The following is a 23,221-nucleotide window of genomic DNA, read 5'->3' as shown; positions in this document are numbered from 1 at the left end:
GAACGAATCCGGCCCGGGGCTGCGTTGTCCCCGTATCGGGACGGCGACGGTGTCGGCAACGGCAGGGAGCAGGGGTGCCTATGACGCGCGGAGCGCGGGACGAGAGCAGCGTGGCCCAGGCGGCCGCGCCGCCGCAGCAGGGCAAGCCGCACAGCACGCCGCCGGGCGTGCCGCAGGCCGCGCCGCGGGGCAACCCGTACGAGGACCACGGCGCCCCGCGTGTGAGCATCCAGGGCCTGCCCGGGTGGCTCGATCCCGTCGTGGAGGCCGTGCGGACGGTCCGGCCGACCCAGCTCAGCCGTTTCCTGCCGCCCGAGGACGGCCGCGGCCGCCAGTCCGCCGTGCTGATCCTGTTCGGCGAGGGCCCGCGCGGCCCCGAGCTGCTGCTCATGGAGCGCGCCGGGAGTCTGCGCTCGCACCCCGGCCAGCCCTCCTTCCCGGGCGGCGCCCTCGATCCGGAGGACGGCGATCCGCACACCGCCGGCCCGCTGCGCGCCGCCTTGCGCGAGGCCGAGGAGGAGACCGGGCTCGACCCCGCCGGCGTCCAGCTCTTCGGCGTCCTGCCGCGCCTGTACATCCCGGTCAGCGAGTTCGTCGTGACCCCGGTGCTCGGCTGGTGGCGCGATCCCAGCCCGGTCGGCGCCGTGGACCCGGCCGAGACCGCCCGCGTCTTCACGGTTCCCGTGGCCGATCTCACGGATCCCGATCATCGGGTCACGGCAGTCCACCCGAGCGGCCATCTGGGCCCCGCTTTCACCGTCGAATCGGCTCTGGTCTGGGGTTTTACCGCCGGAGTGATCGACCGGCTGCTGCATTTCTCGGGATGGGAGCGCCCCTGGGACCGATCCAGGCAAGTCCCGCTCGACTGGCGCGCATGAGACGGTGACCCTCGTGAACGTGCTGGACATCCTGTTGCTGGTCGCCGCCGTCTGGTTTGCGATCGTCGGCTACCGCCAGGGGTTCGTCGTCGGCATCCTGTCGGTGATCGGCTTCCTCGGCGGTGGTCTCATCGCCGTGTCCCTGCTCCCGCTGATCTGGGACCGGGTGACCGACAACGGCACCCAGGTGTCCACCACGGTCGTCGTGATCGCCGTGGTCGTGATCATCGTCTGTGCCTCGATCGGGCAGGCCTTCACCACCCATCTGGGCAACCGGCTGCGCCGCCACATCACGTGGTCGCCGGCCCGCGTGGTCGATGCGACCGGCGGGGCGCTGGTCAACGTCGTCGCGATGCTGCTGGTGGCGTGGCTGATCGGCTCGGCGCTCGCCGGGACGTCACTTCCCACGCTGGGCAAGGAAGTCCGCAATTCCAAGGTGCTGCTGGGCGTCTCGCGGGTGCTGCCCGCGCAGGCCAACACCTGGTTCTCGGACTTCAGCTCCACCCTTGCGCGCAGCGGCTTCCCGCAGGTGTTCAGCCCGTTCTCGAACGAGCCGATCACCGAGGTGAAGGCGCCCGACCCGGCGCTCGCCCGCAGCCCCGTCACCGAGGCGGCCAAGCGCTCGATCGTGAAGGTCGTCGGTACCGCGCCGAGCTGCAGCAAGGTCCTGGAGGGCACGGGCTTCGTCTTCGCGCCCGGCAAGGTGATGACCAACGCGCATGTCGTCGGCGGGGTCGGCGAGCCGACGGTGCAGATCGGCGGCGAGGGCAAGCTCTACGACGGCAAGGTCGTGCTCTACGACTGGGAGCGCGACATCGCCGTCCTGGATGTGCCCAAGCTGAAGGCGCCCGCGCTGGAGTTCACCGACAAGGACGCGGTGAGCAGCAGCGACGCGATCGTCGCCGGCTTCCCGGAGAACGGCTCGTACGACGTCCGCGCGGCGCGCGTCCGCGGCCGGATCAACGCCAACGGCCCGGACATCTACCACCGCGGCACCGTCCGGCGCGACGTCTACTCGCTGTACGCGACGGTCCGCCAGGGCAACTCCGGCGGCCCGCTGCTCACGCCCGACGGCAAGGTGTACGGGGTCGTCTTCGCGAAGTCGCTCGACGACCCGAACACCGGGTACGCGCTGACGGCGGACGAGGTCCGCGACGACATCCGGATCGGCAAGGTCTCCGACCGGCGGGTCGACAGCCAGGGCTGCGCCCTCTGATCCGTACGGGCACCTTGCCGGTACGGAACGGGGCGCCGCGCCCGGCTACGTCCGTGGATGCCGCAGGCGGGCCGAGACCCAGCGGGCCCGGCGGCGCAGGATGCGTGGGATCCCGAGGCGGGGGTCGTGGCCGTCCCGGCCCGACCTCCCGTGTGTGCCCGGCGTCGCTGCCGGGCGGCGTTCGCGTGCGGTGTCACCGTAGTCGTGCGTCCAGCCCATACAACGAGCTGTGCCCGGGGCCCAAGGTCGGTAACCCCGTCCGGGGCGGCCAATTGGCCTATGCGCCGGGCAATTGAATGGTCGTAAGACAGTCGTACCGGCCGCCGTGTTGACGGTCGGTCAGGCGGTTAGCATGGTCAGCGGTCCGGCTCGGGGTCCTTGAGCCAGTTCACCAGCTCGGTCGAGAACGCGGCGGGATCCTCCTCGTGGGGGAAGTGCCCGAGGCCGTCGAACAGCCGCCACCGGTACGGGGCTTCGACGTACTCCCCGGAGCCTGCCGCGCTCCGGGTCCGCATCACCGGGTCGAGCGAGCCGTGCAGATGCAGCGTCGGCACGCGCACCGGCCGCTTCATCCGGCGGTTGAACTGGAGCCCGTCCGGCCGGGCCATCGACCGCATCATCCAGCGGTACGGCTCGATCGAGCAGTGCGCGGTGGACGGGATGCACATCGCCCGCCGGTACACGTCGAGGTCCGCCTCCTCCGGGGGCACGGGCCCGGACCAGTCCCGGATCAGCTCCCCCACGAGCGCCCCGTCGTCGGCGACGAGCTGCCGCTCGGGGATGAACGGCCGCTGGAAGCCCCAGATGTGCGAACTGGCCCGCGTCTGCCCGAAGTCGGACAGCATCGCCGAGCGCCAGCGCCGCGGGTGCGGCATCGAGGAGACCACGAGCCGGCGCACCAGCTTGGGCCGCATCACGGCCGCGGTCCAGGCGAGGTAGCCGCCCAGGTCGTGTCCCACGAGGGCGGCGTCCGGCTCGCCGAGGGACCGTACGACCCCGGTGATGTCGAGCGCCAGGTTCGCGGGGTCGTAACCGCGCGGGGTGCGGTCGCTGCCGCCCACCCCGCGCAGGTCCATCGCGACCGCCCGGTACCCGGCGTCGGCGAGCGCGGTCAGCTGGTGCCGCCACGTCCACCAGAACTGCGGGAAGCCGTGCAGCAGCAGCACCAGCGGTCCGTCGCCCATCTCGGCGACGTGGAACCGCGCCCCGTTGGCCGCGACGTCCCGGTGGGTCACCGCCCTCCCGCCGGGCACATCGATCCGGACCGCCGTCGCGGCGGTGGGCGGAGTGCTGGAGTCCGGTGAGGGCGCTGTCATGAGGACGAGCGTGCCACACCCACGGCCTGGTCACTCACCGACCGCGGGTGCGGCTTGACGGTCCCGACGAGCGCCGCCGTCTCCTTGACGGAGGCGATGGTCCTCTCCGGCGGCTTGACCTTCTTGAACTTCGACATGGCGATCAGCGCCAGCACGCCCGCGAGCAGCAGGAACGCCACGCCGACGATGAGGAAGGACCAGGCGAGCCCGAGCCCGAGGTTGTGGATCCCGTACGCCGCGGCGAAGCTCAGCACGGGCAGGGAGAACAGGGCGAACACTCCTGCGATCCCGATGGCGGTGCCGCCGATGCCCACGCGCTTGACGTCCTGGCGGATCTCCGCCTTGGCGAGGGCGATCTCGTCGTGCACCAGGGCGGACATCTCGGCGGTGGCCGAGGCGACCAGCTGGCCGAGTGTGCGCTCGGCTCCTTGCGCCCCTTGGTCCACTGCGGTCATCGCTCTCTCCCTCTGTCATCTGCCGTCGTCTGGCGTCGTCTGCTGTCGGCGCCGTGGGCGGCGGCTGTCCTGCGCCCGTCACAGCGTCAGTTCAGATCATGCCGGACGGTCGCCCTCGGCGCTGGACCCGGTGGCCGCTTCGAGCGCGGCGGCCGCGGCGGTCTCGGCCTTGCGGCGGTGCTCCGCGGCCCTCTCCTCGTAGATCTTCGCCATCCGCAGGTGGTACTCGGGCTTGTCCTGCTCGTAGATGTCCGGGATGCCGTCGCGGTCCTCGTCGCGCTCCTCGTCCTCGGTGAGCGCCCTGTACGTGCGGTTGCGCAGCTTGAGCATGACGCCCGCGACGACGGCGGCGATGAGGGAGCCGAACAGGACGGCGGCCTTGACCTCGTCGGTGAGGGTCTGGTCGCCGGTGAAGGCGAGTTCGCCGATGAGGAGCGAGACGGTGAAGCCGATGCCGGCGAGGGAGGCCACGGCGAGTACGTCCGGCCAGGCCAGGTCCTCGTTCAGCTCGGCCCGGGTGAAGCGGGCGGCCAGCCAGGTGCCGCCGAAGATGCCCACGGCCTTGCCGACGACCAGGCCGAGGACGACGCCGAGGGTCTCGGGCCGGGTGAAGACCTGGGCGATCGACTTGTCGGAGAGGGAGACCCCGGCCGAGAGCAGCGCGAAGAGCGGCACGGCGAGGCCGGCCGAGACGGGCCGGACGAGGTGCTCGATGTGCTCGCCGGGGGACGTGCGCTCGCCTTCCTTGCGGGAGCAGCGGAGCATCAGGCCCATGGCGACACCGGCGATGGTGGCGTGGACGCCGCTGTTGTACATCAGGCCCCAGATGACCAGGGCGAGCGGGATGTAGACGTACCAGCCGCGGACGCCCTTGCGGAGCAGGAACCAGAAGAGGACCAGGCCCACGACCGCGCCGCCGAGGGCCAGGAAGTCGATCTCGCTCGTGAAGAACACCGCGATGATCATGATGGCGAAGAGGTCGTCGACGACCGCGAGGGTCAGCAGGAAGGCGCGCAGGGCGGACGGCAGCGAGGTGCCGATGACCGCGAGGACGGCGAGGGCGAAGGCGATGTCGGTGGCGGTCGGGACCGCCCAGCCGTTCATCGAGCCGCCCCCGATGGTGTTGACCAGTACGTAGACCAGCGCGGGCACGGCCATGCCGCAGAGGGCGGCGATCACCGGGAGGGCGGCGGCCTTGGGGTCGCGCAGATCGCCCGCGACGAGCTCGCGCTTGAGCTCGATGCCGGCGACGAAGAAGAAGATCGCGAGCAGGCCGTCGGCCGCCCAGTGCTGGAGCGAGAGGTCCAGGCCGAGGGAGGCGGGGCCGATGTGGAAGCTGCGGACGCTGGCGTAGCTGTCCGCGAGGGCGGGGATGTTCGCCCAGAGCAGGGCGGCGATGGCGGCCACGAGGAGGAGCACGCCGCCGACGGTCTCGGCGCGCAGGGCGTCGGCCACGAAACGCCGCTCGGGCAGGGAGAGTCTGCCGAGGAACTTGCGGCTGTGGCGGTCGGTGGGGCTGGGCGCGGCCACGAGGGGACACCTCCGGGGTGGGTTGGACGGCATGGCGGAACTCGTTGCCGACCAGACTTCCCGGCGCACCCTGAGAGATTGCGTACGTCAAATATTGACGTTTCTCCTATTTTACAGGGTCGCCGTCGTATCCGGTGATCTTCACCTTAAACGGGCGGAGGGTGTCCGGCGCGCCATGCGCCGGACACCCTCCGCCACCCGGAACCGGGCCTGTCAGTCCTCGCTGGAAGCGCTGGGCAGCTTGTTCTGGATCAGGTCCATGACCGAGGAGTCCGCGAGCGTGGTGACGTCGCCGACCGCCCGGTTCTCGGCGACATCGCGCAGCAGACGCCGCATGATCTTGCCGGAGCGGGTCTTCGGCAGCTCCTGCACCGGCAGGATCCGCTTCGGCTTGGCGATCGGGCCGAGCGTGGCGCCCACGTGGTCGCGCAGCTCGGAGACCAGGCCGTTGGTCTCCGAAGCGCTGCCGCGCAGGATCACGAAGGCCACGATGGCCTGACCGGTCGTCTCGTCCTTCGCGCCCACGACGGCCGCCTCGGCGACCGACGGGTGGGAGACGAGCGCCGACTCGACCTCGGTGGTCGAGATGTTGTGGCCGGAGACCAGCATCACGTCGTCCACCCGGCCCAGCAGCCAGATGTCGCCGTCCTCGTCCTTCTTGGCGCCGTCGCCCGCGAAGTACTTGCCCTCGAAGCGGGACCAGTAGGTGTCGATGAACCGCTGGTCGTCACCCCAGATGGTGCGCAGCATCGACGGCCACGGCTGGGTGAGGACCAGGTAGCCGCCACCGCCGTTCGGGACCTCATGGCCCTCGTCGTCCACGACCGTGGCGCCGATCCCGGGCAGCGCGCGCTGCGCCGAGCCCGGCTTGGTCTCGGTGACACCGGGCAGCGGGGAGATCATCATCGCGCCGGTCTCGGTCTGCCACCAGGTGTCCACGATCGGGCAGCGGTCGCCGCCGATGTGCTTGCGGTACCAGATCCAGGCCTCGGGGTTGATCGGCTCGCCGACCGAGCCCAGCACGCGCAGGCTCGACAGGTCGAACTTCGCGGGGATGTCGTCGCCCCACTTCATGAACGTACGGATCGCCGTGGGCGCGGTGTACAGGATGGTGACGCCGTACTTCTGCACGACCTCCCAGAACCGGCCCTGGTGCGGGGTGTCCGGCGTGCCCTCGTACATCACCTGGGTGGCGCCGTTGGCGAGGGGTCCGTAGACGATGTACGAGTGCCCGGTCACCCAGCCGATGTCGGCGGTGCACCAGTAGACGTCGGTCTCCGGCTTGAGGTCGAAGACCGCGTGGTGGGTGTACGCGGCCTGCGTGAGGTAGCCGCCGGAGGTGTGCAGGATGCCCTTGGGCTTACCCGTGGTCCCCGAGGTGTAGAGGATGAACAGCGGGTGCTCGGCGTCGAAGGCCTGCGGGGTGTGCTCGGCGGACTGGCGTCCGACGATCTCGTGCCACCAGACGTCGCGGCCCTCGGTGAAGGCGGTGTCCTGGCCGGTGCGCTGCACGACGAGCACGTGCTCGACCTGCGGGCACTTGGCGACGGCCTCGTCGATGGCGGGCTTGAGGGCGCTGGGCTTGCCGCGGCGGTAGCCGCCGTCGGCGGTGATGACCAGCTTGGCGTCGGCGTCCTGGATGCGGGAGGCCACGGCGTCGGCGGAGAAGCCGCCGAAGACCACCGAGTGCGCGGCGCCGACGCGGGCGCACGCGAGCATCGCGACGACGGCCTCGGGGATCATCGGCAGGTAGACCGCGACCCGGTCGCCGGCCTGGACGCCCAGCTCGGTCAGGGCGTTGGCGGCCTTGGAGACCTCGTCCTTGAGCTCGGCGTAGGTGATCGCGCGGCTGTCGCCGGGCTCGCCCTCGAAGTGGATGGCGACACGGTCGCCGTTGCCGGCCTCGACGTGGCGGTCCACGCAGTTGTACGCGACGTTCAGCTTGCCGTCGGCGAACCACTTGGCGAAGGGCGGGTTGGTCCAGTCGAGCGTCTCGGTCGGCTCGACGTCCCAGGTCAGGCGACGGGCCTGGGCGGCCCAGAAACCCAGCCGGTCCGCCTCGGCCTCGGTGTACGCAGCCTGTGTCACATTGGCGGCGGCGGCCAGATCGGCAGGCGGTGCGAACCGCCGCTCCTCCTTGAGCAGATTGGCCAGGCTTTCATTGCTCACGACATCTCCCTTTCCCAGGGTGTCCGTTGTGTCCCCGGGCATAGCTCATCAGTCGGCGGCCCCGGTGACAAGGGGTAGCCGAAAATTGGTTTAGACCTATACCACGGCTCGGGCCCACGCCGGCCCACGCGCAGAGTGGCCCCTTCCCGCTGCAGGGTGCGGAAAGGGGCCACTCTGTGGCACGGATACCGGAGAGTATCGGTTCAGCCGCTCCCTTGATCCAGATCTGCCGGAGACGGCGATCCGGTCATCATCCGGTCATCATTCAGACGTTCAGTCCGACGCTGTCGAACACCCGGCAGTCGAAGAAGTCCTCGCCTTCGGACAGCAGGTACGCCTGCGCCTCGCCCACGTGGAAGTACATCCCGTGCAGCTCCAGCGTGCCCTCCGCGAGCCTCCGGGCCACCGATTCGTGCGCCCGCAGGTGCTCCAGCTGCTGCACCACGTTCGTCAGGCACAGCTGCTCCACGGCATCCGCCGGGAGCCGGCCCGCGATCCGCGCCCAGGCGTGGTGGCGGCTCGCCATCCGCTCCAGGCTGGGCAGTCCGTGCCGCAGCCACCGGCGCAGGGGGGTCATCGGGGCCCCGGGCGTGGAGTTCAGCAGCGCCTGCATGGCCCCGCACCCGGAATGCCCGCACACCGTGATGCTGTCCACCTTGAGGACGTCCACGGCGTACTCGATGGCCGCCGCGACCGAATCGTCCGTGGCCTCGGCGCCCGGCAAGGGGACCAGGTTGCCGACGTTGCGGACCGTGAACAGGTCGCCGGGGCCGCTGGCCGTGATCATGCTGGTCACCAGGCGGGAGTCCGCGCAGGTCAGGAAGAGCTGCGAAGGGCGCTGCCCCTCCCGGGCCAGCCGGGCCAGCTCGTCGCGCACGTGGGGCGCGGTGTCCCGCTGGAAGGCGCTGATCCCGCTGGCGAGTCGGCCGGCGCCGCGGCGGCGCGGGGCCGGTGTCTCCGCCGCCTCCACCACCTCCGCCGCGTCGGGGGCCGCGGCCGCGCCGGGGATCGTGTGCCCGCCCTCCGGCCGGTGGTCGCAGTGGTTCGTCCAGGGGGTCCAGGGGCGGCAGCAGTGGTGCCCCCCGCGCGGGGACCTCTCGACGCGTTCAGGCCGGTCGGCGCGGTCCGCCTTCTCGGCGTGATCCGGTGCGCGGTCCGTCCGGCCGTCCGGCCGTCCGGCGAGGTCAGGCCGGTTCGCCCCGGCCGTCCGGGTGGTGGAGCGGCCGGTGACCTCCAGCGAGCCCCCGTGCACCAGATGGGAGTCCTGCCAGTCCTGGAGCGTCTCGTACGCCGCGTGGTCCATGAACGAGCCGTCCAGCTCGACCACCACGCGCCCGCCGGGCGGGATCTGGTTCAGCACCCGGCTCAGCCGCGGCACCGCGAGGAAGGTCAACTGCCCGCGCGCACACACCCGGTGGACCCCGCCCTGCACGTCGACCGTGATCCGGGTCCGGGCCAGCCGGTGCAGAGCCATCGCGACGGCCACGGCGATGCCGATGGCGACGCCCGCCAGCACCCCGCCGAGTACGACCGCCGCGATCGTCGTCGCATAGACCAGGATCTCGCGGTGCCGGGTGACCGTACGCAGATGGGTGGCGCTCACCATCTGCACGCCCACCGCCATCACCAGAGCGGCCAGTGCGGCGAGCGGGATCAGGTCGAGGACCGGGACGAGCAGCGCGGCCGCGAGCAGGACCCAGAGCCCGTGCAGCATGACCGACCGTCGGGTGGCGGCCCCGGACTTGACGTTCGCCATGCTGCGGACCGCCCCGCCCGCGATGGGCAGCCCGCCCAGCGCTCCGGACAGGATGTTCGCCGTCCCCTGGCCGTGCAGCTCCCGGTCGAGGTCGGCACGCGGCGGGCGGCTGCCGGTACGCCGCTGGGAGGCGATCAGCTTGTCGGTGGCGACCGCGGACAGCAGGGATTCCACGCTGCCGACCAGGGTGACCGTCAGGACGGCCGCGATGATGCCGAGAACGGGGCCCTCGGGCAGCTCGGGCAAGGCGTGGCTGCTCCAGGACGGCAGGTCCACCCGGGGCAGGGTGAGCCCGGCCAGCGCGGCGAACGCCGTGGCCGTGGCGACGGCGGCGAGCGCGGCCGGCACCTTGCGCAGGGCGAGCCCCACCCGACCGGGCAGCCGCGGCCAGCCGAGCAGCACGACCAGGGTCACGGCGCTGACGCCGAGCGCCGCCGGGTGCGGATGGGCCAACTGGTTCGGCAGCCCGACGACGTTGGCGACGGCGGAGCTCTGCGGGGTGCCGCCGAGGACGATGTGCAGCTGGGCCAGCGCGATCGTGACGCCGACGCCCGCGAGCATGCCGTGCACGATGGCCGGGCTGACCATGAGCGCGGACCGGGCGGTGCGCAGCGCGGCGAGCCCGAGCTGGCAGCAGCCGGCGAGCACCGTGATGGCGCAGGTGGTGCGCCATCCGTAGCGCTGGATCAACTCGGCGGTGACGACGGTCAGTCCGGTCGCGGGCCCGCTCACCTGGAGCGGGGCACCGCCCAGGCGCCCGGCCACGATCCCGCCGACGGCCGCGGCCACCAGGCCCGCCTGGAGCGGGGCGCCGGTGGCCAGGGCGATGCCGAGGGAGAGCGGCAGGGCGATCAGGAAGACGGTCAGGGAGGCGGAGAGATCGGCGTGGAAGTCGGCGCGGTGACCCCTGCGGGGCGCGCCGCCGGCCTTGCTGCCGGTCGTGCTGCCCGCCTTGTCGCCGGCGTTGCTGCCGGCCGTGCCGTCGGGCGTGCCGCAGGGATTGCTGTCGGTCGTGCTGTCGAGCTCTTCGGCTGCGGGCAGGGGGGAGGTGGCTGTCATAGGTTCCCGTCTCCTCTACGGAGGGATGAAGCGGCGGGAGTCTCAACACTCAGTAAATGAAAGGTAATGGAGAGTAAAGGATCGCGGGAGGCAATAGGGGCAAACGGTCCACGAAATAGCACTCAAGGGTGATTAAGCATTTTGTACGGCTTGTCACATCATCTTCATGGCGGACCGCATGGGACGTTGCGGCGCGGAAGACCCGCAATGAACCGCGAGGAGAGGTGGACGGATGATCGCCGCCACGAAGAAGATCGCCGGCGGCCTGGTCGCCACGGCGCTGGTGCTGGGCGTCGCCGGGTGCAGCACCTCGGAACCCGCCAAACCCCCTTCCCCCGGGGGCCCGAACGCCAAGAAGGGCGCCGCCGCCCCGGAGGCCGCCCCCGGCAGCGTCAACCGGCTCATCGGCGACGGCTCGACCGCGTACACGGGTGCGCAGCCGAACGTGCAGAAGCCGCAGAAACTGAAGCCCGGTGAGAAGCCGCCGCAGTTCGTGGTGTTCTCGTGGGACGGGGCCGGCGAGGACAGCCAGAAGCTCTTCTCGCACTTCCGCGAGGTCGGCAAGAAGTACAACGCCCGGATGACGTACTTCCTCAGCGGCGTGTACATGCTCCCCGAGGAGAAACGTTCCCTCTATACGGCCCCGCAGCACGAGTCCGGCCGCTCCGACATCGGCTTCGGCGACCTCCAGGGCATCAAGGACACGGCCACCCAGGTCCGCGCGGCCTGGCTCGAGGGCAACGAGATCGGCACCCACTTCAACGGCCACTTCTGCGGCCCCGACGGCGGCGTCGGCACCTGGTCCGTGCCGGAGTGGAAGAGCGAGATCAACCAGGCGAAGTCGTTCGTCAAGAACTGGAAGACCAACACGCCGGACCTGAAGGGCCTGGAGCCGCTCCCGTTCAACTACGACAAGGAGCTCATCGGCGCCCGGACCCCGTGCCTCGAAGGCCAGAAGAACTTCATGCTGGCGGCCAAGGACATGGGATTCCGCTACGACTCCAGCGGCATCAGCAAGCAGATCTGGCCGAAGAAGACGGACGGACTCTGGGACGTCCCGCTCCAGCTGGTGCCCATGCCGGGCCGCGCCTTCGACACCCTGAGCATGGACTACAACTACCTGGTCAACCAGTCCGGGACGACCACTCAGGGCGACCCCTCGCAGCACGCGTACTGGGGCGAGCAGATGCGCGAAGGCCTCCAGCAGGCCTTCGACCGCGTCTACCAGGGCAACCGCGCGCCGCTGATCATCGGCAACCACTTCGAGTCCTGGAACGGCGGCACGTACATGAAGGCCGTCGAGGACTCCATCCAGTCGATGTGCACGCAGAAGGAGGTTCGCTGCGTGCCGTTCCGCGAGCTGGTCGACTGGCTGGACGCGCAGGACCCGAAGGCACTGGAGTGGATGCGCGGCCTCGACGTCGGCGAGGCGCCCAAGGAGGGCTGGACGAAGTTCCTGACGGCGGGGCCGCCGGCCAAGCCGGCCGCCCCCGCCGGGGTCAAGCCGGCTGCGGAGCCGGCTGAAGAGGGTGCGGACGAGGACTGACGAGGTCCGGGGCCGCCGGCGCACAGCCGGCGGTCTCCCGCAGGACGAAATCGGGGTCGACCTGGGCGGCCAGGTCGACCCCGGTCTTGGTGTTGCCCCAGCTCTCCGCGTTCCGCAGGTGGAAGTGGACCATCTGCTCGGTGTACCGCTCCCAGTCGCGGTGGGCGTACGAGTCGTCGGCCGCGTCCTGGAGGGCCTGCAAGGCCAGCCGGTTGGTCGCCTCGAGCAGCTCGAACGCCGCCGGCCGGCCCTTCTCCATCGCCCGCACCCAGTCGGAGTGCCCGACGGTGACGAGCAGGTCCTCTCCGACCTCGTCCTGGAGGAACTCGATGTCGTCCGTGCCCTGCACCTTGTTGCCGACGACCTTGAGCGCGACCCCGAAGTCCCGGGCGTACTCCTTGTACTGGCGGTAGACCGAGATGCCCTTGCGGGTCGGCTCGGCGACCAGGAAGGTCACGTCGAAGCGGGTGAACATGCCCGAGGCGAAGGAGTCCGAGCCGGCGGTCATGTCGACCACGACGTACTCGTCCGGGCCGTCGACCAGGTGGTTGAGGCAGAGCTCGACCGCCCCGACCTTGGAGTGGTAGCAGGCGACGCCCAGGTCCGCCTCGGTGAACGGCCCGGTGGCCATCAGCCGTACGGGCTCCCCGTCGAGCAGCAGCGTGCGCGCGCAGGCCTCGTACACCGGGTTGTCCTCGGTGACCCGCAGCAGGCGCGATCCGGCGCCGGGCGGAGTGGTCTTGATCATCGTGTCGGCGGAGGCGATGCGCGGGTTGGAGCCCCGCAGGTACTCCTTGATCAGGGGCAGGTGCGCGCCCAGGGCGGGCAGCGCGGCGGCCTCGTCCTCGCCGAGTCCGAGCGCGGCGCCCAGGTGCTGGTTGATGTCGGCGTCCACCGCGACGACGGGGGCCTCATTGGCTGCGAGATGGCGGATGAAGAGGGAGGACAGGGTCGTCTTGCCGCTGCCGCCCTTTCCCACGAAAGCGATCTTCATGTTCACCAAGAGTAGTCTGTTGGTCGCTTTCCGTGGTGCCGGTACGTGAAGAACACCACTCCAAGGAGGGGTCGGTGACGAGGACGTCCAGTGCGTAGGCTCCTTACTTATGAGTAGCGCATCTGACCCGCTGGCCGCCCTGGGTTCGCTCCCGGACGTCGCCGAATCCGTGGATTCCGTACGCAAGGCCGTGGACCGCGTCTACGGGCACCGGGTGATGCGCCGGCGCAGCGGGGAGATCACCTCGGAGGCCGCGCTGCGTGGGGCCCGTGGGAGCGCGGCGCTGTCCGGGGCGGACTGGGCGCTGGAGGAGGTGCGCCGCCGGACCGACTTCGGGGCGGAGGCGGAGGCGCGCACGGTGGGCGCCGCGCTGCGTCTGACGGCGGAGGCCGGGCAGCTGCTGAGCATCTGGCGCCAGTCGCCGCTGCGGGTGCTGGCGCGCCTGCACCTGGTGGCATCGGGGTCCACGGCCGAGGGTGACGTGGTGGGCCGCCCGCGGCTGGCGGGCGAGTCGGTGGACGAACCCCTGATCACCCTGCCGCTCCCGAGCGCGGAGGAGGTGGCGGGCCGCCTGGACGGCCTGTCCCGGCTGATCATCGCGGGCGGCTCGGCTCCGGCGCTGGTCACGTCGGCGGTGGTGCACGGCGAACTGCTGGCGCTGCGCCCGTTCGGCTCGTACAACGGGCTGGTCGCGCGGGCGGCGGAGCGGATCGTGCTGATCAACAGTGGTCTGGACCCGAAGGCGATCTGCCCGGCGGAGGTCGGCCACGCGGAGCAGGGCCGGGACGCGTACCTGGCGGCCTTCGAGGGCTACGTATCCGGGACCGCGGAGGGAATGGCGGCCTGGATCGCGCACTGCGGCCGCGCGATCGAACTCGGCGTCCGCGAGTCGACGGCGGTCTGCGAGGCCCTGCAGCGCGGCGCGGCGTAGGGGCTGCGAGCTCGCCCTGCCGGGACACAGGGTTGCGGCGACACAGGGTTGCGGCGACACCGTCTTGCTTTGGTGTCGCCGCTGGCATTTACGCCCAGTTACCAAGCGTCCTCGATATTTGCCCATCAGGTCGGGGACTTTGCCCGTCACCTGGTGCAGCTGGCCCGTAATCGACGGGTCGACGTCGCGTGGGTGCTCGGCGTTCATGCTTCGGTCCGTGGGCCTTACTGCGTTTTAAAGATGATCCTCTCGGATGTTCTTTGGTCTCGCGGGCCGTTGACTCCTTTGTACTCCGCTTCGGTGACAAGCGGAACCCCTCCCCACTTTTTTTACTTTCCAGGACGTCTCGGAGCGAACCGGACATCCTGCATCGGCGCAGCTCAGCGGCCCTGAGCCACCCCTGGCCACCCGCCCGCCCACCCCCGGTGGCGCTCGCTCACCCGGCCCTGCCGGAGGGCGGCTCACCCTGCTCTGCGGGTCGGCATTCCGGGGCCTGTCGGAGTCGGCTCACCGTGCTCTGTCGGTCGGCGTTCCGGGGCCTGTCGGAGTCGGCTCACCCTGCTCTGCGGGTCGGCATTCCGGGGCCTGTCGGAGTCGGCTCACCCTGCCTTGCCGGTCAGGCTATCCGGCCCAGGCCCCTCCGGACCTGGCATACGCGGCTTCGGACGCTCGGTGCACCAGGCCCCGCCGGAGCCGACATGCAGCACCGGTCTGGCCCACCCAGCCAGCCCGGTGGGGCGGGCATCCCCGCTGGGCCGGCACACCTATCCGCCCGGCAGGGCCGGCATTCCCACCGGGCCGGCACACCAAGGCCGTTGGGGCCGGTACGTCCGGCTCCGCCGGTGTTTGAGGCGCGGGGGTCCGGGGCGGAGCCCCGGGGTCTTGGGGCCCGGCGGGCGATGGCGGCGCTGGTCCGGGCGGAGCCCCGGGTCTTGGGGCCCAGCCGGCGATGGCGGCGGGTCCGGGCGGGACCTCGCGGTCTTTGAGCCCGGCGGGTGAAGCCGGCGCGGGTTCGGGCGGAGCCCGGTGAACGGGAGAAGGGTGGGGCGGGGAGAGGAGCCCCGCGCAGCGGCAGCACGCAGCGGCGGCACGCAGCGGCGGCACGCAGCGGCGGCACGCAGCGGCGCGCCGCCCGCCGGGATCCGCTGCCGCCTGGCGGGGTCGGCCGCCCCGGCGGGGTCCGGCCGCACGACGGGATCGGGGCTGCAGCCCCGGGGACCGGTCAGGCAGACGCGGCGGCAGCCAGAGCGATCGCCCGCCGCCGACTGGCGTACCAGACCAGCCCGGCGGTAGCCGCAGCCGCACCCACCGCCGCCGCAGCGACCAGCGCCGGCCGCGCCGGCATCGACAGCCCCGGCAGCCGCTGCTTCAACCGCACCGGCCGGTTGAACACCAGCACCGGCCACTCCCGCGCCACCGCCTCCTTGCGCAGCGCCCGGTCGGGATTGACCGCGTGCGGATGCCCGACCGCCTCCAGCATCGGGATGTCCGTCACCGAGTCGCTGTACGCGTAGCACCGCGAGAGGTCGTACCCCTCGGACTCCGCGAGCTCCCGCACGGCCTCGGCCTTGGTGGGCCCGTAGGCGTAGTACTCGATCTCGCCGGTGAAGCAGCCGTCCTCGCCGATGACCATCCGCGTGGCGACGACCCGGTCCGCACCGAGCATCTCGCCGATCGGCTCGACGACTTCCGCGCCTGACGTCGACACGATCACCACATCGCGGCCCGCGGTGTGGTGCGCCTCGATCAGAGACGCGGCCTCGTCGTAGATCAGCGGGTCGATGAGGTCGTGCAGGGTCTCGGCGACGATCTCCCGCACCTGCTGGACGTTCCATCCCTTGCAGAGGGAGGACAGGTACTCACGCATCCGCTCCATCTGATCGTGGTCGGCGCCGCCGACCAGGTAGATGAACTGGGTATACGCAGTGCGCAGCACGGCTCGGCGGTTGATCAGGCCGCCCTGGTAGAAGGACTTGCTGAACGTCAGAGTGCTTGACTTCGCAATGACCGTCTTGTCCAGGTCGAAGAAGGCTGCGGTGCGGGGCGACGAGTGCGGCAAGGGCTGGATTTCCACGCCCCGAGCATATGCGCCCACCATTCGGCGTAAGGTGTGGCGCGTGGGTTTGCCTGAGAAGGCTCTCGGGTACACCATGGAAGTCACGGATCGTTCGCGACCGTGCTAACCCGGTCTGGCTCCTCCCCCCCCGAGTCGGACCGTGGGGACGACCCCCGCTCTCCCCCCCGGCGGGGGTCGTCGCATGTCCGGACGCAGTTTGCGTCCCTGCCTTCGGCCCCAAGTGACCATTCCTGCAGCCCTCCTTCCTCGGCGGGCCCTGCGTGGCGAAGGCCCTCACCCCCTCGGACGCGTGACGGTGCGTAGTCGTTCCGCCGCGCTCTGGAACTCACCTGTTGGGGTGATGGGGTTATTCACAGGGCGCCCGTTGTCCACAGTTTTGGAGCAAGATCCACTTCTTTTTCCGGATCGCTGCACGGTGATTCCAGCCGCGAAGTCCGCGGTGCTGGGATTTGCAGTGAGAAGGGGGCGGAGATCGTGGCTGGATCGAAGTCGTGTGAACTGTCGGAGCGTGCGGAAGCAGGCGGAATCAGGCCATTGGGCGCTCCGGGCGGGCTGATGCCCGCCGGTGGGCGTCCGCTGATCATCACCGAGGACCCGCTGCTGCTCGACGATCTGCTGCGGCTGTGCGCGGCTGCGGGCGCAGAGCCGCATGTGCACCACGCGGTGCCGGAGCAAAGCGGAGGCGGTGGTGGCGGAAGCGGCGGGAGGGGTGAGGGCGGTTCCGGGGACGCCGTGGAGGCGCGCGGAAGCGTCGGATGGGAGTCCGCACCGCTCGTGCTCGTCGGGGACGATGCCGCCCGCCGGGTGCGCGGTGCTCCGCGCCGAGACGGGGTGCTGCTCGTCGGCAGGGATCTGGACGACCCCCTCGTATGGCAGCGGGCGGTGGAGATCGGCGCCGAGGAGGTGCTCCGGCTGCCCGACGCGGAGAGCCGGCTCGTCGACCGCATCGCCGATGTGGTGGAGGGAGCCGGGAAACCCGCCCTCGCCGTCGGGGTGATCGGCGGCAGCGGCGGGGCCGGGGCCTCCACTCTCGCGTGCGCACTCGCCCTGCGGGCCGCCCGTGCCGGGGAGCGAACCATCCTCATCGACGGGGACCCCCTCGGCGGCGGTATGGATGTGCTGCTCGGCGGCGAGAGCGCCGAAGGGCTGCGCTGGCCGGACTTCGCGGGCTCGCGGGGCCGGGTGGGCGCCGGGGCGCTGGAGGAGTCGCTGCCGGAGCTGCATGCGCTCCGGGTGCTCAGCTGGGACCGCGGGGACCGGGTGGTGGTGCCGCCCGCGGCGATGCGCTCCGTGCTGGCCGCCGCGCGCCGCCGGGGCGGGGTCGTGGTGGTCGACCTGCCCCGGAGGGTGGACGAGGCCGTGGCCGAGGCGCTGGCGCAGCTGGACCTGGTGCTGATGGTGGTGCCGGGCGAGTTGCGGGCCGTGGCCGCCGCAGGGCGGGTCGCGGCCGGGGTGCGGATGGTGGCCCGGGATGTCCGCGTGGTCGTACGGGGCCGCTGCCCGGGCGGGCTCGAGCCCGAGTCGGTGGCCGGGCTGCTGGGGGTGCCGCTGGCCGGCGAAGTGCCGGTCGAGGTGGGGCTGCCGGGGCGGGTCGCCGAGGGGGAACCGCCGGGCGGGCAGGGGCGGGGCGCGCTGGCCCGGTTCTGCGACGGCTTCTGGCGGCGGGCGCTCGGCCCCGCCCAGGGGGTGGCGGCATGAGCGCCGTGCTCCTGGACGCGGTGCGGCAGCGGCTCGCCGAGAGCGGGGCGGAGCCGACCCCGGCCCGGGTGGCGGCGGCCCTGCGGGCGCAGGGCCGGCTGCTCGGGGATGCGGAAGTGCTGGGTGTGGCGGCCGAGTTACGGTCCGAACTGGTCGGAGCCGGACCGCTGGAGGCACTGCTCGCCGACCCGGAGGTCACCGATGTCCTGGTGGCTGCCCCGGACCGGGTGTGGGTGGACCGCGGCGGCGGGCTGGAGCTGACCGGTGTGACGTTCGCCGACGCCGATGCCGTGCGCAGGCTCGCCCAGCGACTGGCCGCCGTAGCGGGCCGGCGCCTGGACGACGCCCGGCCCTGGGTGGACGCCCGGATGCCGGACGGCACCCGGCTGCATGCCGTGTTGCCGCCGGTGGCGGTCGGCTCGGCCTGCCTGTCGCTGCGGGTGGTGCGGCCGCGGGCGTTCACGCTGGAGGAGCTGGTCGAGGCGGGCACGCTGCCGCCGGGCGGTCAGTCGCTGCTGCGGGACATGGTCGAGGCCCGGCTGTCGTTCCTCGTCTCCGGCGGGACCGGGACCGGCAACCCGAAGCTAGGGCTAAGACACCCCAAAGGTGATGTAACCCGGAGTCACGCTGGAGAGGAAAAGTCGACGAAACCGCCCCCGCGACTGGCGTCTGCGGATGGTCGACGCGATCGGCGTACCCTCGCGGACCTGGTCAGGGAGTAGCCCCGACCGGGTTCCTTCCGGCCGGGGCTACTGGGCTGCTAGCCCTCCATGTGTCCACAGTTGTTGCAGATGAACAGCGGCACATTCGTGGGGTTGCCCTGGTCGTCGGTCTCGACGCAGCGGTACATCGTGCCGCTACAGCTCGGACAGCCGCGGGTCTGGATCGTCTGGCCCATGGTGGACTCCATCTCATCAGTCATCTGACGGTCGGTGTCGCGCTGCTCCTCAGCCCCCGGGGCCCGCTGCGCGGCACGCTCGGCGATCACCGCGTCGAGCATCGCCAGCACGCCACGAGTGCCGGCCTCCCGGGCCTGAACGGCCGCCAGGGGCTCCTCGGGATCCCGCCACGCGCCACACCGGCACCACCAGCGGTCGCCGTAAGCGGGGAGCTGGTACATCTCTGTACCGCAGCGGTGGCAGGTCACGGGGTGACGTCCTCTACGTGGCCGCAGCCGGCGCACACTCTCACATCGCGCTGCCGCCACATGGTGCGACGGCAGCGGGGGCATCCGGTGGTCTGGATGCCGTGCGGGCCGTATGGGGGTGGGTCGGGTGTCGTCGCGGCGTACTCGACGATCCGGTCTCGGAGCCGGTCATCGGCGGTGGCCGCCATGCGTAGGAGGCGGGCTACTCGTGTGCGGGCCTCGTCTGCGAATTCGGTGGTCATCTCGGGCGCAGGGTACGCGTTCCGGGGCCGTCCGGGGGTGCGCGTGCACTCGAATGGCCCACACGAGTCAGCTGCATGTGACGCCCACGACGAGGATCACGCCGGCCGCGGCGAGGACGACCCAGTACACGACCTGACGGGCCCGGGCGCTCACCGGCCCACCCCAGGGGCAGGGCAGGACCGGACGTCAGCGTCCAGCAGCATGCCGCCCTCGCGGCCCAGGACCACCCCGCGGTACACGGAGCCGGCGCCGAGCCGCGCACCGCAGGCAACGCATGCCAGGCCGCGCGTCTGCTCGATTGTCAGCTGCTCGTAGTTCGGCAGCGGCACGTCGGTGCAGGCAGTTCCTTGCGCCATCAGATCGCCTCGATGTTGCCGGCGGCCGTCGACAGCTCGAGACCCGACGGGAGGCGGATGTACGCCAGGTCCACCCAGTGCTCAATGCCGGTCGTCGAGACGTTCTCGCAGAGCACGGCCATGAGCACGCCCTCGGACCCGGACGCGATGTCACGGACCCGCTTGCGGAGCAGCCGGTGAGGAACGCCCTCGTAGACGTCAGTCATCGTTCGGCTCCCCGCGGGAGCCGGTGAACTGCTCCCAGCCGGTCAGGGCCCGGTCGAGAAGCTCGGCGCTGGGCTGACCGACGGACGACGTGGCCCAACTGCGGCTGTATCCGTCCGGGGTATCGATGCTCAGCACGCCGCGAGGGCAGCTGTCAGGCGGGCTGGTCACGGGTCACTCCCTACCGTCGTCATCGAGCGTCCAACTTCCGCTCGAACACCGCTTGCTGTGACGAGGTAACCCCAGGTGCCCCCTCCGCGAGTACCGTTGGAGAGTCGGAGAAGTATGCAAGCCATGCACTTGTCGGGAGCTGCACATGGCGCAACACTCACGCACACCCAATGCCGGCCTGGAGAACCTGCTTGAGCAGGCTGGATGGTCTCGAGCCCAGTTCGCCTTGATCGTCAACCGCATCGGCGCGGAGGCTGGGCTCACCCTCAAGTACGGGCAGCCAGCTGTGTCCCAGTGGGTTGCCGGGCATCAGCCTCGAGCGCAGGTCAGAGCCATCGTCGTGGAGGCGTTCGAGCGGAAGCTCGGCCGACCGGTCACCTACGCGGAGGCTGGCCTCGTGCCGCCTCCCGAGGCCGAGCAGGCGGACACTGTCCGGGACCTCGTAGACCTCGGAAGGGCAGACATGGACCCATCCCGACGCCGCATCATTGCGGCTGGCGTCTTCTCCGCCGGACTTGCCATCCCACTGTTTCCGTCGCTGGCCCGAGCTGACAGCCCCGACCCGATAAGGCCAGGGAAGGCGACCACCCGCGTTGGCCAGGCGCAGGTTGCTGCCATCCAGACGATGACGGACCGCATTGCCGACATCCTCGACGAGCTCGGCGCCGGGCACGCTCGGCCGATGGCAGCGGCGTTCCTCGTCAACACGGTGGGCCCGTGGCTCAAGGCCGAGGCTGCCGCACCCGTGCGGCGCAGCATGCTTGCCGCGGCCTCGGACCTCGTCTACCTCACGGGCTGGATGGCTATGTACGAGCGGCAGCATCGGCTCGGCCAGGAGTACTACGTGTCCGCCCTGAAGCTGGCAGGCGAGGCGGAGGAACACGTGACCTACTGCCGCACCCTGCGCGGCATGTCCCTGCAAGCCTCGAACTTGGGCTACGGCCGGAGAGCTTTGGAGCTGGCCGACTCCGCGGCCGAGGCAGCGCCAGCCGCTGGCCCGCGCCTGGTCGCCTTCCTTCGCGGGCAGCAGGCTCACGGCGCTGCAATGGTGGGGGACAAGCGGCAGGCGTTTGCACGGCTGCGCGAGGCCGAGGAAGCGCTGGCCCGCGCCGACGACCGCAAGGAGAGCATTGGAGGCTACGACCGCACCGCGTACCTCTTTCATGTGGCGCACGTGCAGAACGAAACGAAGGACGTGCCTGGGTCGGTGCGCACCTTGCGTGAGTCGATCCGCGTGCAGCCCGCGAACGAGCGGCAAGGACGCCTGCACGCTTATGGCCTCTTGGCCCAACGGCAGTTGTCCATCGGCCATGTGGAGGCAGCGTGCGAGTCGTGGGGCAGGTTCCTCGACGATTACGAAGCGCTGTCGTCCGCCCGGGGTGACGAGCACTTCGAGGTCATGAATCTCCGTTTGCGGCCGCACGGCAGCATCCGGGCAGTTCGGAACCTGCGGGAGCGCGCGCAGCTGGTTGGCGCGCTGAAGGGCTGACATGGCCGTGGGCCTCCGCTGTCGGGAGCAGGAGGCCCACGGCTTCAGCGTAGGGCCGGACGCGCGGCGATGACGAGCCCTTGGCAAAGGTTAGTCCGGAAGCACGAAAGCGCCCCCTCCCGCCCGTAGGCGAGAGGGGGCGTTGTGCTGTCAGGAGACCCCGTACCACTGCGAGGCCCACCCGGTGTTGATGATGCTCGTCGACTGCGACGACAGAGTCAGGCTGGACGGTAGCGACGTCTGCCCGGTCAGGATGTTGGAGAACCGCAGGGCGCCGGCGGACAACCCCGCGTTGACGGAGATGCCGGCTCCCGTGGCCTTGAACGTCAGCGAGTTCGTGGCCCACGTGCCGTTCAGGAGCATGGCGATGTAGTAGAAGCCGGGTGGCGCCGTGAACGGCGAGGCCAACGCGAGTGGCTTCGCGATGGCGCTGGTCATCAGGCTGGACGAGATGTCCGCTGTCGTGCCCATCAGCGTGCCTGAGGAGTTGTACACCCCGAGGTAGCAGTTCGTGAGGCTGGCGCCTGCGTCGAGGCCGCTGAGCCCGATCCAAATGTTCGACCAGGTGATCTGCTCGCGGATCGGAATCTGCACCAGCGTGATCCGCCCGGCCACCCCCGCGTTGGACTGCGCGGTGACGTGCCCTGCGTCGTTCGGGTCACCGGTCCAGGCCAACAGGTTCTGGTCGCTCGGCAGCCTCCCGTACTGGCCAGCGGTGGAGCTGTTCACGATCAGCCCGACGCTGGCCAGCGCGGCCAGCAGGCTGGCCAGCGCGGTCCCGTCTGTGCGGTTGCCTGTGACGGTCTGCTGAGCGACTGGTGTTGCCCCGTACAGGCCGACCGTGTTGGCGGCCCCGTCGAGGCGGTGCCGGACCGCCCCGGCTGCGCCCTCGACTCGTAGGTCGGTGTTGATGACCCGCGCCGTGCCGGTCGAGTTCAGCCCGGCAAGGAAGGCTGTGCCGCCCTCGATCGCCGCGACGCGGGTCAGGACGTCGTTAACGTAGGTGTCGAGGGAGTTCCCCGAGGCCAGTGGGTAGAACTGGCCGGTGGACCAACTGCGGTCGCCGTGCGGATCGCTGGCGACGGTGTGCGCCGACACCTGCGCCGCGGCCCCGGCCGGAGTCTCGGCGCCGATCGCCGCTGGGGTGACCGGGTCCGTCCCACCCGATGCATGTGAGGCTGCGTGCGCCGTCGGCGTCCGCGCGTTCGTGGTGGTCGGGTCGTCGCTCTTCAGGGCAATCGTCGGGCCCGCGCCAGCCGCACCGAGCGCGGGCTGGGGACCCGCCGGCCCCGTAGGCCCTGTGGCACCGCGGGTGTATCCAGGCAGGGCCGGGTCCGCGACGACGAGGTCTGTGATGTCGATGGATCCGACACCCGCATCGAGGGCGAACGCCCGGCGCCGGTACGGTTGGTCGGTGATGCGTTCCTCGACGATCCAGGTACGGCCAGTGGCCGGCTCGACACCCGCGGCGTCGGTAGTCACCAGCGTCACGGAGAACGCGCCGGCGACGAGAGTAACGGTTGTGCCCCCGGTGAGGACCTGGTCGCCGGTTTCGTCGGTCCACACCTCCGGGTACGGGGTGAAGACGACCCGGCCGGTGGCGTTCGCGCCGGTGGCCGGGTTGACGTAGTGGCCGGTCACGACGCGCGTCGTGGGCAACGGCATGACGGCCTCCTAGTACTGGCGGCGAAACGGATCCAGGCCAACGGGCGACGGCGCAGGGTCCTGGGGTGACGGAGGAGCGCTGGCCCGGCGGCACACCAGCGCGTCGGGGTCATCGGGGGGCGGCTGGAGCGAGTAGCCCTCGGGGCAGGGTTGCCCGTCACGGCCGTCCGCCCCCGGCGGGCCCTGCTCGCCCTGGGAGCCAGCCGGGCCGGGTGGGCCCTGCGGCCCGGCCGGACCGACTGTGCCCTCGCCGGGAATCCCCGGGGCGCCGGACGGGCCGGGGCTCCCCTCCGGACCGGTGGGCCCGGGCGGACCGGTGGG

Annotated in this window: 18 protein-coding genes and 1 pseudogene; 7 read left to right on the top strand and 12 right to left on the bottom strand. The window is 71.2% G+C overall.

Features of this window, described 5'->3' with window-relative positions; genetic code table 11:
- The first annotated feature begins 80 nt into the window (after positions 1 to 80).
- Together OHT74_RS17860 and OHT74_RS17855 are read left to right on the top strand one after the other, a co-directional pair.
- Positions 81 to 878: an NUDIX hydrolase gene (locus OHT74_RS17860; RefSeq protein WP_328620743.1), complete on the top strand. Its 798-nt coding sequence runs from the start codon at positions 81 to 83 to the stop codon at positions 876 to 878.
- A gap of 13 nt (positions 879 to 891) precedes the next feature.
- Complete coding sequence (locus OHT74_RS17855; protein ID WP_266665303.1) at positions 892 to 2,094, top strand: MarP family serine protease; 1,203 nt, start codon at positions 892 to 894, stop codon at positions 2,092 to 2,094.
- A 356-nt stretch (positions 2,095 to 2,450) separates the two neighbouring features.
- Here the strand turns inward: OHT74_RS17855 and OHT74_RS17850 are convergent, their stop codons facing one another.
- From OHT74_RS17850 to OHT74_RS17830, 5 genes are all read right to left on the bottom strand, one after another.
- Positions 2,451 to 3,410 carry an alpha/beta fold hydrolase gene (locus OHT74_RS17850; RefSeq protein ID WP_266626991.1) on the bottom strand — a complete coding sequence of 320 codons (960 nt, stop codon included), beginning with the start codon at positions 3,408 to 3,410 and terminating at the stop codon, positions 2,451 to 2,453.
- Positions 3,407 to 3,865 carry a phage holin family protein gene (locus OHT74_RS17845; RefSeq protein ID WP_266665300.1) on the bottom strand — a complete coding sequence of 153 codons (459 nt, stop codon included), beginning with the start codon at positions 3,863 to 3,865 and terminating at the stop codon, positions 3,407 to 3,409. Before OHT74_RS17845 ends, OHT74_RS17850 begins: the two co-directional genes overlap by 4 nt.
- Positions 3,866 to 3,961: 96 nt before the next feature.
- On the bottom strand, positions 3,962 to 5,428 hold the full coding sequence (gene nhaA, locus OHT74_RS17840; RefSeq protein ID WP_443047426.1) for a Na+/H+ antiporter NhaA: 1,467 nt from the start codon (positions 5,426 to 5,428) through the stop codon (positions 3,962 to 3,964).
- 180 nt (positions 5,429 to 5,608) lie between these two features.
- Complete coding sequence (gene acs, locus OHT74_RS17835) at positions 5,609 to 7,606, bottom strand: acetate--CoA ligase (protein WP_266665296.1); 1,998 nt, start codon at positions 7,604 to 7,606, stop codon at positions 5,609 to 5,611.
- A gap of 223 nt (positions 7,607 to 7,829) precedes the next feature.
- On the bottom strand, positions 7,830 to 10,379 hold the full coding sequence (locus tag OHT74_RS17830; RefSeq protein ID WP_328620742.1) for a SulP family inorganic anion transporter: 2,550 nt from the start codon (positions 10,377 to 10,379) through the stop codon (positions 7,830 to 7,832).
- Positions 10,380 to 10,611: 232 nt separating this feature from the next.
- Between OHT74_RS17830 and OHT74_RS17825 the strand changes: the two genes are divergently transcribed.
- Entirely contained in the window at positions 10,612 to 11,925 is a 1,314-nt protein-coding gene (locus OHT74_RS17825) for a hypothetical protein (RefSeq protein WP_266665292.1), read from the top strand.
- Here OHT74_RS17825 and OHT74_RS17820 read toward each other — a convergent pair.
- The gene (locus OHT74_RS17820) at positions 11,879 to 12,919 is read right to left on the bottom strand and encodes an ATP-binding protein (protein ID WP_328620741.1); all 1,041 of its coding nucleotides are present in this window, start codon (positions 12,917 to 12,919) and stop codon (positions 11,879 to 11,881) included. The two genes, OHT74_RS17825 and OHT74_RS17820, sit on opposite strands and share 47 nt — an antisense overlap.
- 109 nt (positions 12,920 to 13,028) lie before the next feature.
- Here OHT74_RS17820 and OHT74_RS17815 point away from each other — a divergent pair, with 109 nt between their 5' ends.
- Positions 13,029 to 13,850, top strand: a complete 822-nt coding sequence (locus OHT74_RS17815) for an oxidoreductase (RefSeq protein ID WP_328620740.1) — start codon at positions 13,029 to 13,031, stop codon at positions 13,848 to 13,850.
- Positions 13,851 to 15,072: 1,222 nt separating this feature from the next.
- Here the strand turns inward: OHT74_RS17815 and OHT74_RS17810 are convergent.
- On the bottom strand, positions 15,073 to 15,909 hold the full coding sequence (locus OHT74_RS17810; RefSeq protein ID WP_328623338.1) for an HAD family hydrolase: 837 nt from the start codon (positions 15,907 to 15,909) through the stop codon (positions 15,073 to 15,075).
- 573 nt (positions 15,910 to 16,482) lie between these two features.
- Here OHT74_RS17810 and ssd point away from each other — a divergent pair.
- Together ssd and OHT74_RS17800 are read left to right on the top strand one after the other, a co-directional pair.
- Positions 16,483 to 17,625, top strand: a complete 1,143-nt coding sequence (ssd, locus tag OHT74_RS17805; RefSeq protein WP_266665286.1) for a septum site-determining protein Ssd — start codon at positions 16,483 to 16,485, stop codon at positions 17,623 to 17,625.
- Positions 17,622 to 18,204: pseudogene (locus OHT74_RS17800) on the top strand (ATPase, T2SS/T4P/T4SS family); the annotation flags it as partial. The gene ssd and the pseudogene OHT74_RS17800, both read left to right, overlap by 4 nt.
- A gap of 181 nt (positions 18,205 to 18,385) precedes the next feature.
- Here the strand turns inward: OHT74_RS17800 and OHT74_RS17795 are convergent.
- The 4 genes from OHT74_RS17795 to OHT74_RS17780 form a co-directional block, all read right to left on the bottom strand.
- Positions 18,386 to 18,745, bottom strand: coding sequence for a hypothetical protein (locus OHT74_RS17795; RefSeq protein WP_328620739.1), 360 nt, complete (start codon positions 18,743 to 18,745; stop codon positions 18,386 to 18,388).
- 419 nt (positions 18,746 to 19,164) lie between these two features.
- Positions 19,165 to 19,371: a hypothetical protein gene (locus OHT74_RS17790; RefSeq protein WP_328620738.1), complete on the bottom strand. Its 207-nt coding sequence runs from the start codon at positions 19,369 to 19,371 to the stop codon at positions 19,165 to 19,167.
- Positions 19,371 to 19,577 carry a hypothetical protein gene (locus tag OHT74_RS17785; RefSeq protein WP_328620737.1) on the bottom strand — a complete coding sequence of 69 codons (207 nt, stop codon included), beginning with the start codon at positions 19,575 to 19,577 and terminating at the stop codon, positions 19,371 to 19,373. Before OHT74_RS17785 ends, OHT74_RS17790 begins: the two co-directional genes overlap by 1 nt.
- A complete protein-coding gene (locus OHT74_RS17780; protein ID WP_328620736.1) occupies positions 19,570 to 19,713 on the bottom strand; it encodes a hypothetical protein in 144 nt (47 codons plus the stop codon). The genes OHT74_RS17785 and OHT74_RS17780 overlap by 8 nt, the downstream gene beginning before the upstream one ends.
- Before the next feature lie 178 nt (positions 19,714 to 19,891).
- Between OHT74_RS17780 and OHT74_RS17775 the strand changes: the two genes are divergently transcribed.
- Positions 19,892 to 21,235 carry a hypothetical protein gene (locus tag OHT74_RS17775; RefSeq protein WP_328620735.1) on the top strand — a complete coding sequence of 448 codons (1,344 nt, stop codon included), beginning with the start codon at positions 19,892 to 19,894 and terminating at the stop codon, positions 21,233 to 21,235.
- 150 nt (positions 21,236 to 21,385) lie between these two features.
- Here the strand turns inward: OHT74_RS17775 and OHT74_RS17770 are convergent, their stop codons facing one another.
- Complete coding sequence (locus OHT74_RS17770) at positions 21,386 to 22,900, bottom strand: hypothetical protein (protein WP_328620734.1); 1,515 nt, start codon at positions 22,898 to 22,900, stop codon at positions 21,386 to 21,388.
- Positions 22,901 to 23,221 lie beyond the last annotated feature (321 nt).

This window comes from Streptomyces sp. NBC_00354 (assembly GCF_036106915.1).
In the GTDB taxonomy this organism is placed as follows: domain Bacteria; phylum Actinomycetota; class Actinomycetes; order Streptomycetales; family Streptomycetaceae; genus Streptomyces.
This window is presented reverse-complemented; position numbering and strand designations above follow the sequence as displayed.

Bases quoted from the DNA above. Each gene is read 5' to 3' on its own strand.
- OHT74_RS17860 (WP_328620743.1), top strand. From the start codon at position 81: ATGACGCGCGGAGCGCGGGACGAGAGCAGCGTGGCCCAGGCGGCCGCG.
- OHT74_RS17850 (WP_266626991.1), bottom strand. From the start codon at position 3,410: ATGACAGCGCCCTCACCGGACTCCAGCACTCCGCCCACCGCCGCGACG.
- OHT74_RS17845 (WP_266665300.1), bottom strand. From the start codon at position 3,865: ATGACCGCAGTGGACCAAGGGGCGCAAGGAGCCGAGCGCACACTCGGC.
- nhaA (WP_443047426.1), bottom strand. From the start codon at position 5,428: ATGCCGTCCAACCCACCCCGGAGGTGTCCCCTCGTGGCCGCGCCCAGC.
- acs (WP_266665296.1), bottom strand. From the start codon at position 7,606: ATGCCCGGGGACACAACGGACACCCTGGGAAAGGGAGATGTCGTGAGC.
- OHT74_RS17830 (WP_328620742.1), bottom strand. From the start codon at position 10,379: ATGACAGCCACCTCCCCCCTGCCCGCAGCCGAAGAGCTCGACAGCACG.
- OHT74_RS17825 (WP_266665292.1), top strand. From the start codon at position 10,612: ATGATCGCCGCCACGAAGAAGATCGCCGGCGGCCTGGTCGCCACGGCG.
- OHT74_RS17820 (WP_328620741.1), bottom strand. From the start codon at position 12,919: ATGAAGATCGCTTTCGTGGGAAAGGGCGGCAGCGGCAAGACGACCCTG.
- OHT74_RS17815 (WP_328620740.1), top strand. From the start codon at position 13,029: ATGAGTAGCGCATCTGACCCGCTGGCCGCCCTGGGTTCGCTCCCGGAC.
- ssd (WP_266665286.1), top strand. From the start codon at position 16,483: ATGCCCGCCGGTGGGCGTCCGCTGATCATCACCGAGGACCCGCTGCTG.
- OHT74_RS17795 (WP_328620739.1), bottom strand. From the start codon at position 18,745: ATGTACCAGCTCCCCGCTTACGGCGACCGCTGGTGGTGCCGGTGTGGC.
- OHT74_RS17790 (WP_328620738.1), bottom strand. From the start codon at position 19,371: ATGGCGCAAGGAACTGCCTGCACCGACGTGCCGCTGCCGAACTACGAG.
- OHT74_RS17785 (WP_328620737.1), bottom strand. From the start codon at position 19,577: ATGACTGACGTCTACGAGGGCGTTCCTCACCGGCTGCTCCGCAAGCGG.
- OHT74_RS17775 (WP_328620735.1), top strand. From the start codon at position 19,892: ATGGCGCAACACTCACGCACACCCAATGCCGGCCTGGAGAACCTGCTT.
- OHT74_RS17770 (WP_328620734.1), bottom strand. From the start codon at position 22,900: ATGCCGTTGCCCACGACGCGCGTCGTGACCGGCCACTACGTCAACCCG.